This window comes from Candidatus Thermoplasmatota archaeon (assembly GCA_035540375.1).
GTDB lineage: Archaea > Thermoplasmatota > SW-10-69-26 > JACQPN01 > JAJPHT01 > DATLGO01.
In genome coordinates this window covers 16,253-28,323 of the sequence record DATLGO010000087.1, presented here as the reverse complement: position 1 = coordinate 28,323, position 12,071 = coordinate 16,253, and the positions used below count along the sequence as shown (strand labels likewise).

Here is a 12,071-nt window from a genome sequence, read left to right as displayed (position 1 = left end):
CGAGCCCTGCGTCCTTTACGGCGCGCCTTCCCAAGGCGCGATGACGTCACAGTCGTAGAGGACCGTCTCGCCCGCGTCGCCTCCGACCTCGTAGCGCAACGGAAGGGTTTCCGTGCACACGTCGAACCCGGGCGACCCGGCGGGGAGGAGGACCGAATAGGGGGTCAGGTAGTGTCCCGGGAAGACGCCGTCCTCGGCGTGGGCATACCGCATCGGCAGGACGATCGGATCGGACGCGCCGCGTTCGAGCGAGGCGAGGATGGCCACAACGGGCCAGGGCGTTTCCGCGAGGACGGATCCCGGATACCCCGCGACCACGATCACGCCGTCGCCCCAGGTATCGTGGGGCGTGAGCGTCACCGTGAACTCCTGGAGCGGTCGGAGGCTCAGGTATTCCCCGCCGCTTGCGTAATAATCGTCGGGCTGGGGTCGGGCTCCCTGCCCGTAGGGCTCGTCGCCCGCGCGACCCACGAAGCCATCCGCGTCGAGGTCGCGCCACAATCCGGTCCACGCCTCGAACGTGACGAGCCCCGGTGCGCTCGTCTGGGCGCCGTCGGCGCGCCGTCCCATGAGCGGGCCGTCCCGTGATTCGAGCTGGGACGCGACGCCGCCGGTCGGATTGACGCGCGCGAGCGCGAGGAGATCGATCCAGGGGGCGTAGGCCGCCTTGTGCTCCTCCCATCGGCCCGCCCGGCTCGATCCGCTGTCGACACGCCATTCCTGCGGATAGGGGCTCCACCCTTCGCGTGCGACGGGCGCAAGCGGGGTGTCCGCAAGGATCGCGGGGTCGGGGGCGCACCGGCGGGGGCAGATCCCGAGGTTGGGGCTCCCGACGGACTCGACCGCCTCGCCCAGGAGCACGCCGTAGAGCGCTGCGACAGGGCCGGGCGCGAGCGCGGAGTAATCGTCGATGTCGACGAGGCTGCCGGGCCGCGGCGTGAAGGGGAAGCGTCCATCGGGGTCGGGCGCGAGCAACGGTCGCGACACAGTCGTGACGCGGACGTGGCGGAAGAGGCTGCCGTCGGTGAAGAGGATATGGGAGGTCACGGGGACCTCGGACTGGGCTGCGTCACCCGAGGAGACGAACACGTCGGCTTGGGCCTTGTAGACGAAATCGGGCATGTCCTCCTGGAACCGGGACGCGCTGAGGAGCGTCGGATGGCTCCCCGGCTCCACGTACCCCAGCAGCGGATCACCGGTGATGTCGATGGCCCATTCGTTGTCCATCGCGTGGCTGAAGCTCTGGGGATCGACGTAGCGGACGTCCACCATGGCGTCGCCGTTCACGTTGTCCCATTTCCCCCAGAGGGCGATGAAGAATCCGCCCCCCGGCGCGATCACGTCGCCGATCGCGCCTCCGCTCGCGCGCGACGGATTGGTCCCCCGCTTGAGCGAGCCCAGGGCGCCCGTCGGGGGTTGGGCGCTTTCGCCGGAAACGAAAGCGAAAGCCTGCTCCACCTCGTCGCCGAGCGGAGGCGGGGAACCGTAGACGGCAAAGAAGCTGTCGAGGATCTCGATTCCCGTCTGCGGCGCCTCGAAGCGCGTGGGAACCCTCGGACATGCCGCGGAGGCTTCGCCGTGCCGCGCGGCCTCGACGCAGGTCTTCTGGCCGAGGTCCTCGAGCCGGAGGCCGTTCGGCTCCTCCATCTCCCCTGTTTCGTCGACGGAGAAGTTCGTGACGCAACCGGCTGCGAGAAGCGCGGGCGCGATGAGCAGGAGCGGACGATAATCCATCCGGAGGAGCCTCCGCGCCATCACCTTGCGACTCGCGTCTTCACCGTTTCCCCTCCTCGTCAGTCCGATCGCCGCTCATGTCGGGGCCAGGGACCCGACGCCTCCGCGGCCAACATCATCGGAGGGAAGTCCCTGGGTCGCGGCGAAGGGGCCACCCCGCCCCGATCGACCCGCGGCGGCGGGCAGGCCCGGCGACCGGCCCGCGTGACGGCTTCACCCGGGACAATTGCCCGCGATGAAGTCGTACAGGATCACGAGGTCCTGGAAGTCCGCGGCCGTCGAGGCGAGGTCCGGGTTGAACTCGAACAGCACGATGACCTCGTGTTCGGCGAGCGCGATCCGTCCGTTCTCGATGTAGGGCGCAAGATAGACGGCGATGTCGGTCTGGAGCGTGCCGAACGCGGGGACGTCCGGCGGCAGGTCGCCGTCGCGCAGCACGCGGACGTGCGGATCAGCGGACCAGGAGTTCCACGTCGAGACGAACCCGAAGCCGTTGGCCTGCCCGCGCACGCCCACGATGTCGCCCGGTCCGACGACGAAGCTCTCCTGCATGCCGCGCGCGACCGGCACCCCGCCGTAAAGGGGCGAGAACGTCGCGCCGCCGTTGCGTGTGGACCATGCGTACACGGGGATGCGAGGACCTGTGGCCCCGTACGTGATGTCGACGCCCACGACTTCGAGCACGAGCGGCCCGGCGCAGCGCGGACGGACGCCGCCCGTCGGGAGGATCTCGAACGGGGGGATCATGGGCCGCAGCGGATCGGGCGGGATCACGACCGGCGGAAGCACCTCGACGAGACCCGTGATGTACGAGCGCGCGCCATTGAGGTCCACCACCGTCACCGTGGTCGGATAGAGGCCGGGCGCGACGTCGAGCGGAAGCTGTAAGGTCCCGACGTAAAGGCCGTCGCGCGCGACCGCGTCGCCGCGCGTCCCGTCGTCGTGGAACTCCACGGGAGGCACCTGGACGCCCGCGAGGCGTCCCGTGACGCTCGCGACGAGCTTGCGCCCCGACGGGTGGTCGACGAGAAGCTCGATGACGACCGTTTCGGTGCCGTTCGCCACGATGCGGTCCGCGCCGTTGCCGAAGAAGACGGAGGCGGCGAGGCCCTCGAGCTCCGGCGGAGGCGCCACGGGGTCGACGTTCACCGTCGCCGCACCGTGCGCGGAAACGCCCGCGACTTCGTGCACGACGAGCACGGACAGCGGGGCGCCCGGCGGTACGGGAGACGCAAGCAGGAGGGTGGCGAATTCGCCGTGATGCCATACAAGGCCCGCCGCGCCCACGGGCCCGTCGAACAACGTGGTGAGTCCCGCCGCGACGTGGACGCGTACGGAAGCCATGTCGACGTCCGCGCCGCCCGTGTGCACGAGGACCAGATGCTGCGCGCCGACGTGCGTCTCGGCCGAGACGGTGAGCGGCAGCGGATCGTAGCGCTCGACGACGGGGGACGGCCCCTGATGGAGGGCGAGGACGGCGACGAGCGTCACGATCGTCCCGAGGCTCATCGCCGTGCTGACGACGTCCGAGACGCCACGATCGGCGCGAAGGGTCCGCTTACTGGACGTTGACATCGTACACCCCGTAGCTGAAGGAGAGGCGGAGGTCGGCGACGTCCGTCCGGGGACCTTCGAGCGTCACGACGAGCGTTCCCTTGCCCGACGCCCCGACGGAGCAGTCGACGGGCATGCACCGCAGGGTGTAGTCGGCGGCGGATTGTCCCGGAAGCGGCGCCGTCCGCGAGGCCGTGAAACCGGCCTGCGCGAATCGGGACTCGAACCACGATTTCCAGGCGGCCGGGTGCTCCGTGACGAGCGTCCACGTCGCGTTCCTCGCGTTCGCGGCGTCCTCGATCTCGCGCGCGGCGGGTCCGGGCACGAGGTCGACGCGCACGCTTCCCGCGTCGTTCGAGGCCGAGATCGCGTGGCCGCGGAGGCCGGGGAGACCAAGGCTCGCCCGGTATTCGCCGGGCGAGACGGCCTCGACCTCAAGCGGCGGACCGGAGACGACGATCGCGCGGTCGCCCTGCACGCGCACGAGGCCGCCGTACTCCATGCGGTATCCGAACGCCTTGGAGTACACGGGTTGAGCGTCGAAGGCCAGGCAACCGGTCGAACCCGAGACGAGGTCCGTGACTGCGGAACCGTCGCCCGCAACGTGCGTCGCCCCGAAGGAGCCGCACCGGGGATCGAAGAACACGGTTCCGGAAGGGCTGAACGGCACGGCGCCGCCGATGAAGGGCATTTCGACCGCGCGCGCGGGGGGCGGCGGCGGAAGGAGCACCGTGACAGGAGCGCCCTCCGCGAGACCCTGACCCGTGGAGCGGGAAAGCTGGCGCAGCGCGCCCGCGATCTCGGCGTCCCACGCGCTTTCCGCGTCCATCCCGTACACCGGGATGTCGCTTCGGACGGCGTTCGCGTATACGGTGACCGCGAGGGCCATCATCAGGATGATCCCCACGGCCCCGGCCACAGCCCTGTCGTCGGAGAAGTTTCTTCGTTCCATCTCAAGCCTCCGAAACGCAGGACCGGTCGCCGCCGTTGTCGGCGTCGAGGAGCCGGTTCTGCCTGGAATAGAAGTTGTTCGTGTGCTCGGGACCCTGCGCGACGATGGGCAAGCCGAGGACGAGACTGACCTGGAAATGGCAGTCCGGCACGTCGACCTCGAGCGCATGCTCGCCAGGCCCCAGGACCGCGGTCGCGCTGTCGAACAGGGTCTGCCCGCCGGCCGTCTCCCATGAGAACGCGGCCGAGGGCGCCCGGTACGTCACGAGCGAGACGGTCACGTTCGCGCACCCGGGCGCGATCGTCACGTAGGCGGTCACGTGGTCCCCCGGCCTCACGGCGCCGCCGAGATCGGCCGCGGCCGCGCCCGAGATCCCGTAACGGTAGCCCGCGACGGCTCCGGTTCCCCCGGGACAGGTCCGCGCGTCCGGCATCGGGGTGCTCGTCGGGTTCGCGGACTCCTCCGTCGCCTCGAGGCGTCGGACGAGCTCGACGACGACGGAGGCCGTCGCGCGCCGTCCGTCGAAATCGATGGCCGTCGCATCGAGCGTCTTCGAGCCCCCCGAGACGTCGCGCGGCACGAGCACGAGCGCGCCCCAGACGCCGTCGCCCGCGAGGCGGTCTCCGCCCGCGCCGTCGTCGCGCAGGGCCGCCCACGCGGGGCCCTTCATCGACGTGAGATCGACGTAGACGTGGCGCACGTTCTTGCGGCCGGCCTCGTGGGACACGTCGGCCTCGACGAGGATCTCGGCGGGCGGGGCGAGGACGATGGGCGACCCGGCCCCGAGGACGCGCAGCCTCATGGTGAAGGCGGGAGGAGGATCGACGCGGGGGACGACCGCGCCCGATACGTCGAGCTCCGCCGTCGCGAGCGTGTGGCCTCGCGCGACGTCGATGACGGCGACCGACACGGCGCCTCCGAGCGCGAGGGTTTGCGCGACCGGCACGGCGACGGCGTCCCCGAGCCCGAATCGCTCGGCCGCAAGCGGGGCATCGTGCGCCTTCCGTCCGTCCACCGTGACGACGACGCGGAGCGAGCCGCCGCTGAACGTCTCACCGCCCGCGTGGACAAGCGTGACGTGATCCGACCCCTCGAGCGCCGCGGCCGCGAGAGCGAGGCCGGAGGGAGGCAAGGGGGCGCCGCTCGTCGAAACGAGGCCGAGCGACGCGCCCGCCACGAGAGAGGCCGTGACGCCCACGAGGAGCATCGTGGCGACGACGTCCGAGAGGGCATCGTCCCCGAGGGCGCGCCTCGGGCGGCGTTCGGCGAAGCGGTCGCGACCATGGGCGGAGCGCGGCATCATGATACATCCTCGACGCAGCCGGCGAGGACGGGACGTGCGTCCCGGACCTCGCCCGACGCGCCGCGGGGGCGCGCGCTCCGCTTAATCTTTCGCGATGATCGGTGGACGTGACCACGTCAGGCTTCGGCGAAGCCGACGCGGGAAGGCGCCGCCGTGAACGCGGCCGCGGCGGCATCGAGGCAGGCCTCGTCGCAGATGGTCAAGGACCAGGAATCGGCCCCGAGGATGCCGCCGCAGCATGCGCACGTCGCGCTCATGAGACGGACGAGGACCGCGGCGGGCGAAAGACTGGCGTGAGATCGTTTGGGCCGTGATCAAACGATTGTGACGGATGCCCGGAAACTCATGGATGCGAGCGTTCCCCCCGGACGGCGTCGCCGTCAGCGGTCGCAAGGAAGAAGGCCGGACCGTAGCCAGGGCTGGCGGAGCCGAGACGGAAGGCGAACGGCGCCTCGTGCACCTCGTCGCCCATCGTGATGAGGAGGATCGGTCCATCGTCGAGCGGGACCAGCCGCGCCCTGAGGCCCGCGAACCGGCGTCCGGGGGGCCCCGGCCAACGCACCGGGATGTCGAGCAGGAAAGGGACCTCCTGCGCGCCGTCCTCCGCGGCCGCGATGGCGCTTTCGAGCGCGCCGAGAAGGCGCTCGAGCCGGTCGCGCATCTCCGCGGCGGCGACGCTTTCGCAGTGCGGGCAGAGGCACTGACTGTGGACGCGCAGCACGCGCTCCTCGACGACTCGGCTCACGCCGACGCGCGCGACGAAACCCCGCGCGGCCGCGACGCTCGTCACGTCGAGCACGGTGGGGGGCCGGAACGCGTCCCGAAGACCGAGGGGATGGGCGTTCGCGCGCGGCGCCTCGGGGGACGTGGGATGGGGATGGATCTCCAAGAAAGGCCTCCGACCCCGCCTCGACGCGGCGGCGGAAAGGAATCCCTTCGTCACGTTCGATCGGGCATCGAATGGCGCGCGTGTCCTGAGGGAATTCGAACGTTTCGACGCAGGAATTCTCCGCCGGGCTGTCGTCGGCGGCCCCGATGATCGCGAACCTGTGGCGCGAGGTCAAGGGCGCGGCCCGCACGCTGAAGCTCATCGGCGTCGTGTCGCTCGGCCTCGTCGTCGGCGGCATGACGGCGTACCTGGCATGGGGCCTGTTCGGCGGACACGTAGTGGCCGTCTGGGAACGCATCCCGCTCGAGGTCCGCGAGCTGCTCCTCCTCGGAGGCGTCCTCGTGTTCCTCGCGCTGACGTTCGCAAGCGTCACGCTCCTTCTGCGCGACGTGATCGGTCGGCGCCGCGCCGCGGCCCGCGCGCGTGAAACCGCCCCGATCCTCGAGTTCTCGGCCGGAAGCGTCACCGCGGCCGCGCTCGCCGAAGGCGAAGCGCTGCCGGCGACCGAACGGCGATTCGTCGCAAGCCACCGCCGGAAGTACGTCGTCCGGCCGAAGGACGCGTGGGGCTTCTCGAAGCGCGTGTGGGGCGAGCCCGTGCTCTTCCTGGAGCCGACGCGGGCCGGCGACTCGAAGGTCCAGCCGGCCCTGCAGCTCGCAAGCCGGGAGCGCGTGAAACACGCGAAGGCGCTCGAGCGCCTGAAGCGCGACGCGTCCCAGCTTTCGCTGCTGCGCGTCGTGGTCGGCGTCGGCAAGGGTTACACGAGCCTCACGCGCGCGCACGCCCTGAGGGAGGACTTCGCGCGAACGCCCGCGAAGCTCCGGATGAACTGCTTCGTGACCGACGCCGCGCAGCCGCTCACCGCGGAGACGCCCGTCGAGCCCGTCGTCGAGAGCGTCAAGGTCCTGTGAGGAAACCGCATGCACACCAACGGATTCAGGGGATCGAGCCTGCCGGGAAGCCGCCGCATCGCGCCGCTCGAGGTCGTCCAGCGCGTCGCCCGATCCGCGACGAGCGGGTCGAAGGGCGTCACGAACGACGGCCTGCTTGCGGATCACCTCGCGCGCTTCGGCCCGTCGGAGCTCAACCTCGTCGTCGTCAACAAGGGCGCCCGCACCGAGACGGACCTGGCGCTCCAGAACGTGCTCGACCTCTTCGACCTCGTCGTCCTCCGGACGACGCACGGCCGCGAGCCCGGCACGTTCGCGAAGGAGCTGATGCCAGGCATCTTCATGACGCCCACCGCGGTCCAGACGTCGATCGGCGAGTATGGCATCCAGGACGCGATCGAGCGCCTGCTCGAAGGCGTCGACACGTACGGCCCGCGTCCGCTCACGGCGCCCGCCGAGGGACACGGCTCGCCCATGATGTGGCTCATCTCGGCCGGCGACACGCGCCAGGGGGAGTCGCTCTACCGCCAGATGGACACGACGTACCGGCCGCACCGCCACATGTGGAGCCATCACGAGCGGCCGGGCGAGGACCTCCACTGGGCGATCCTCGTCCAGCTCTCCGACGCCGAGATCGACGCCGTCTTCCCGACGCTCCGCACCGAGCCCGGCTACGCCCAGTACGTCGAGCGCTCGGACCGCGCCCTCGCGAATCTCACGCCCCAGACGGGGATCATCCACGGGTGAAACACATGCGCACCACGCTTTCCATCGCCGCGCTCGTTCTCGCGACCGCCCTCGTGCCGACGGCCCCCGCCGCTCCGGCCGGGGATTCCTTCCTGTTCGTCACCTTCGAGCTGGGCGACGTGGTCGCGCGCGCCCCCTTCCAGGGGACGTTCCGCGCGACCTTCGCGAACGCGACGGCCGAGACGACGCTCGCGGCGCGCGCGGGCGACGCCCTCGCGGGAAGCCTTTCCCTGCCCGTCGAAGGCGGCGCGGGGTCCTGGTCGGTGGAGCTTGCCACGCTCGCCGGGGTTCGACTTCTCCGCGTGGGCGGCGAGCTCTCCGCGGAGGGCATCCGCATCCTCGGAAGCGAGGTGGATTCCGGTCGCCTCGACCTCCCGCGCGACACGACGAGCCTGCGCGTCGTGAAGGGGCACGTGAGCGCGACCGTCGCGCTCGTCGGCCACCTGCGGACGCCGGACTGCTGCAGCGCGACGCTCGGCATCGATGCCGACGCTGATGGCGAGATCAGCGCGGCGGAGTCCCAGACGGTCCGCGCGGTCGGACGCGAGGTGCGCGCGACGGTGTCGCTCGCGCGCGCCGCGCCGAGCGTGCCGTATCTCTTCACGGTGACGGACGGCGCCGGTCGCGTCGTCGCGCGCGCGAGCGGGACGTACTCCTTCACGAAGCTCAACGGCGTAAGCGCGAACGGAGAATTCGACCCCGCCGTCGTGGAGCACGTCACGGGCAGCGTCGACCGCGTGCCCCACCTCGTGCAGCACGACATCGGCTCGAGCATCCTCCTCCAGACGGTGGCGGGGAGCGCGAAGGAGACCGACGGGCCGCGCGTGTTCTTCACGATGGGCACGCCCGGCGCGACCGCGCCTGCCGAGACGCGGATCGAGGAAGGGGCGCCCCAGGAGACGGTCGCGACGGAGACGGCGGGAGAGCCCGCGCCGCGCGCCGCCTCGTGGGTGAGCGCGACGCTCGCGCTCGTCATGAGCCCGACGTTCCTCGCCATCGTCGTCGGCGCCTTCGTCGCGGCCTTCCTCGCCTTCGCCGCCCGGCGCATGCTCGACCGGACGGCGTAGGCGCGACCCGAGCGGGGCCGGGTCCGGCCCCGCTCGTTCTACGATTCGTTAAATAATCCAACACCATCTATCCGCCCCGGTCGAATATTTCACGGCCGCTCGAACGGGGAGGTCTCAACATCATCGTCTTTGGCACCCTCGGCTTCACGCCGGGCAAACTGCTCCCGACGGTCACGGCCTACGACGACGTGACCAAGCTCGTCTTCTACCACGACCACGCGGCGAAGAGCCGGGAGGCCGCGGAGCAGGTTCGCGCATTCTGCCGCGAGCGCGGCCTCGCGGCGAAGGCCATCGCGCTCGACGCGTTCGACATCATCCAGTGCGCGAAGGCGATGCGCGCGGACCTTCGCAAGGAAGGCGCGGAGAACGTCGTGTTCAACATCACGGGCGGGACGCCCGTCATCAGCGCCGCGGCGACGCTCGCGTGCATCCTCGAAGGCGTGCGCGCGGTGTACATCGACGAGCGCAGCCAGAAGGAGGTCCGGCTCCCGCTTCTGAGCCTTCGCTACGAAGAGATCCTGAACGAGCCCCAGCGCCGCGTCCTGCGCTTCGTTTCCGAGAAGGGCGCGAAGGGATGCGACCAGGCCGAGATCATGCGCGCGCTCAAGCTCAGTCGCGGCACGGTGAGCCACCACGTCACGAACCTGAAGGCGAAGCAGCTCCTCTCGAGCGAGGCCGACCCGAAGGACGCCCGCCGCGAGACGCTGCGCGTGCGCGAATCCGCCGCGCTCCTCCTCATGGGGCCGTGAGCATGGCGACGCTTCTGACCGGGCACGGCCTCGACCGCGAAGCCTTCGACGCCGCGCGACGGCTCGTCGGGCGATCGCGGCTCGTTGTCGTCACGGCCGACCCCAAGAGCGTCGAGATGGACGCGGTGCGCGAAAACGAGCGTCTCACCGGGGTCGACGTCGACGTCGTGGGCGTGGACGCCGCCGACCTCCTCGGGACGCTCGCCGCGGCGCGCGCCGCGATCCAGGCCCATCGCAAGGGCGGGGTGCGGGTGCACGTCGGCGGCGGGCCGAACCTCGTCACGACCGCGCTCATGCTTGCCGCCTTCGAGGAGGGCGTCGAGGCCTTCTTCTGCCACGCCCGCGGCGTGTCCCGGCTCCCGGTCGCCGTCTCGGTGAAGCTCGCGGACCGCATCCTCGAAACGGACCGCGGCGTGCTCCTCGCGCTTCCGGTGAAGGGCGAGGCCACGCAGGCGGCGCTTTCGGCGACCTCGGGCCTCGCGCCCGCGACACTCAAGGGAGCGCTTCTCCGCCTGCGCAAGGCCGGCCTCGTCCGCGCCGACCACCTGACCGCGTCGCTCACCGCGGCAGGCCACTACTATCGGTCGCACTTCGTCGCCGCGGGGGGGTCGGCGTGACCGTCCTCATCACGCAGGAGTATGCGTCCGAATTCGCGACGCTCAACAGCCTCTGGGCGGCCGCGCGCCAGCGGCGCTTCGTCCCCAAGGACGTGCACGTCTTCACGCCCGACGCGACGACGGACCGCGCGCGGCGGCTCGTCGACCAAATCGGCGTCGCGCTGCAGGCGCTCGGCGTCGAGAAACCCGTCATCCATCTCGTGCCCGTGAAGATCGACGATTTCGCGGCGATCCGCAACGAGGCCCTGCGTCTCATCAAGAAGGCCCAGATGGAGGCGAGGAAGGTGGCCGTGGACGTCACCCCGGGCCGCACCGTCGCGAAGCTCGCGCTCTTCGACGCGGCCCGAAGCGGCAGACCCGATCACGTGTTCTACCTCGACGTCGCGGGGTACGACTACCGCGACCTCCCGTATCCGCTCGTCCCGGCGCGCATCCAACGCGCCCGCGATCTGTCCGAGGAGGGCCTCGCCGATGACTGATCTCGTCGTCGCCTCGCACGAGTTCGTCGCGCTCCTCAACGCGCTCCACGACCGGCGGGAACGACTCGTCGTCCGCTATCCGTACTTCAATCTCGCGCTTTTCGAGTACGACCCGCGAAGCGGCGCCATCACGCACGGCGTTTCGGAGGAAGCGCTCGATGCCGCGCGCGAGAAATACACCCCCGCGAAGCCGAAGCTCGCGGACGATCAGCCTGCGTGGAGCGACCTGCGCGACGCGATGCTCTCGGCGGGATTGCTCCGATACGCGAACCACGACGAGGCGGCAGCGACGCTCGAGCGGGAGGCCGCGAACGCCGCGAATCCGTCGAACCCGAATCCGACGTTCCTCGCCTTCGACACGAACGCGCTCTACAACCGGCTCCCCGACCGCGGGCTGCCGCTCGACCTCCTCACGGGCCGCATGGGGTCGTTCCGCTACGTCGTGAGCGAGGGCGTCCTCGCGGAACTCGACCGCGCCATCGCCGACAAGTACAGCGAGGCGGACGTGACGTCGCTCGCGGCCAAGCTGCACGAGGGGCGCTCCGCGTCATGGCTCCGCGGGCGCTCGTTCAAGAAAGGCCGCAGGGCGAAGCTCGGATACGACGCGGTCGAGGCCTTCACGAAACACACTCGCGCGATGCGCGCAAGCTGCGAGCCGCTCGCCACCGACAAGGAGACGAACGATCGCCTCATCGCGCAGAGCTACGGCGCGTTCCGGCGCGCGCACCATGCGGACCTGCTCCTCCTCACGTCCGACGGCGACATGACGCGGCACGCCCAGGCGGCGGGGGTCAAGAGCCTCCACCTCCAGCTCCCGCGGGAAACGGCCATCCCGCAGGGTTTCGTCGACGAACGGACGCTCGCGCGCTTCGTCCATGACCTAGCGGTCGCCTTCGGGGTCGTCCACCTGAGCGGGTTGAACGCGCGGCTCTGGGGCGACTGGAGCGCGAAGACGCCGGCGCACGGCGCGGCCGAGATGCTGCGCGTCGATCATGGGGGCGGCCCGGTCATGGAGACCTTCGCGCGGGACGTCGAGGCCTCGCGGGCCATCCTCCGCGCCCGATCGGTCGTTTGAGTCGGCATCGAACGA

General features: G+C 70.7%; 13 protein-coding genes. 7 read left to right on the top strand and 6 right to left on the bottom strand.

Translation table 11 applies throughout. The annotated features are described in order from the left end of the window. Positions 1-15 precede the first annotated feature (15 nt). The 6 genes from VM889_10330 to VM889_10305 all read right to left on the bottom strand — a co-directional run bounded on the left by VM889_10330 (position 16) and on the right by VM889_10305 (position 6,432). Positions 16-1,755, bottom strand: a complete 1,740-nt coding sequence (locus tag VM889_10330; protein ID HVL48942.1) for a hypothetical protein — start codon at positions 1,753-1,755, stop codon at positions 16-18. 192 nt (positions 1,756-1,947) lie between these two features. After that, positions 1,948-3,309 (bottom strand): choice-of-anchor X domain-containing protein, encoded by a 1,362-nt coding sequence (locus VM889_10325; protein HVL48941.1) that lies wholly within the window; start codon positions 3,307-3,309, stop codon positions 1,948-1,950. Then, positions 3,293-4,195 (bottom strand): hypothetical protein, encoded by a 903-nt coding sequence (locus VM889_10320; protein ID HVL48940.1) that lies wholly within the window; start codon positions 4,193-4,195, stop codon positions 3,293-3,295. The genes VM889_10325 and VM889_10320 overlap by 17 nt, the downstream gene beginning before the upstream one ends. A gap of 46 nt (positions 4,196-4,241) precedes the next feature. Beyond that, positions 4,242-5,543 carry a choice-of-anchor X domain-containing protein gene (locus tag VM889_10315; GenBank protein HVL48939.1) on the bottom strand — a complete coding sequence of 434 codons (1,302 nt, stop codon included), beginning with the start codon at positions 5,541-5,543 and terminating at the stop codon, positions 4,242-4,244. A gap of 116 nt (positions 5,544-5,659) precedes the next feature. Then, positions 5,660-5,800 carry a hypothetical protein gene (locus VM889_10310; GenBank protein HVL48938.1) on the bottom strand — a complete coding sequence of 47 codons (141 nt, stop codon included), beginning with the start codon at positions 5,798-5,800 and terminating at the stop codon, positions 5,660-5,662. 86 nt (positions 5,801-5,886) lie between these two features. After that, entirely contained in the window at positions 5,887-6,432 is a 546-nt protein-coding gene (locus VM889_10305; GenBank protein ID HVL48937.1) for a hypothetical protein, read from the bottom strand. Positions 6,433-6,578: 146 nt separating this feature from the next. Between VM889_10305 and VM889_10300 the strand changes: the two genes are divergently transcribed. The 7 genes from VM889_10300 (at position 6,579) to VM889_10270 (ending at position 12,056) form a co-directional block, all read left to right on the top strand. Further along, entirely contained in the window at positions 6,579-7,343 is a 765-nt protein-coding gene (locus tag VM889_10300) for a hypothetical protein (GenBank protein HVL48936.1), read from the top strand. Between the two features lie 9 nt (positions 7,344-7,352). Beyond that, positions 7,353-8,069, top strand: a complete 717-nt coding sequence (locus VM889_10295; protein ID HVL48935.1) for a hypothetical protein — start codon at positions 7,353-7,355, stop codon at positions 8,067-8,069. Positions 8,070-8,074: 5 nt separating this feature from the next. Beyond that, positions 8,075-9,136 carry a hypothetical protein gene (locus VM889_10290; GenBank protein HVL48934.1) on the top strand — a complete coding sequence of 354 codons (1,062 nt, stop codon included), beginning with the start codon at positions 8,075-8,077 and terminating at the stop codon, positions 9,134-9,136. 188 nt (positions 9,137-9,324) lie between these two features. Continuing rightward, a complete protein-coding gene (locus tag VM889_10285) occupies positions 9,325-9,885 on the top strand; it encodes a MarR family transcriptional regulator (GenBank protein ID HVL48933.1) in 561 nt (186 codons plus the stop codon). Positions 9,886-9,887: 2 nt separating this feature from the next. Continuing rightward, on the top strand, positions 9,888-10,502 hold the full coding sequence (locus tag VM889_10280; GenBank protein HVL48932.1) for a hypothetical protein: 615 nt from the start codon (positions 9,888-9,890) through the stop codon (positions 10,500-10,502). Next, positions 10,499-10,981: a hypothetical protein gene (locus VM889_10275; protein HVL48931.1), complete on the top strand. Its 483-nt coding sequence runs from the start codon at positions 10,499-10,501 to the stop codon at positions 10,979-10,981. The genes VM889_10280 and VM889_10275 overlap by 4 nt, the downstream gene beginning before the upstream one ends. Next, on the top strand, positions 10,974-12,056 hold the full coding sequence (locus tag VM889_10270) for a hypothetical protein (protein HVL48930.1): 1,083 nt from the start codon (positions 10,974-10,976) through the stop codon (positions 12,054-12,056). Before VM889_10275 ends, VM889_10270 begins: the two co-directional genes overlap by 8 nt. Positions 12,057-12,071: the final 15 nt, after the last annotated feature.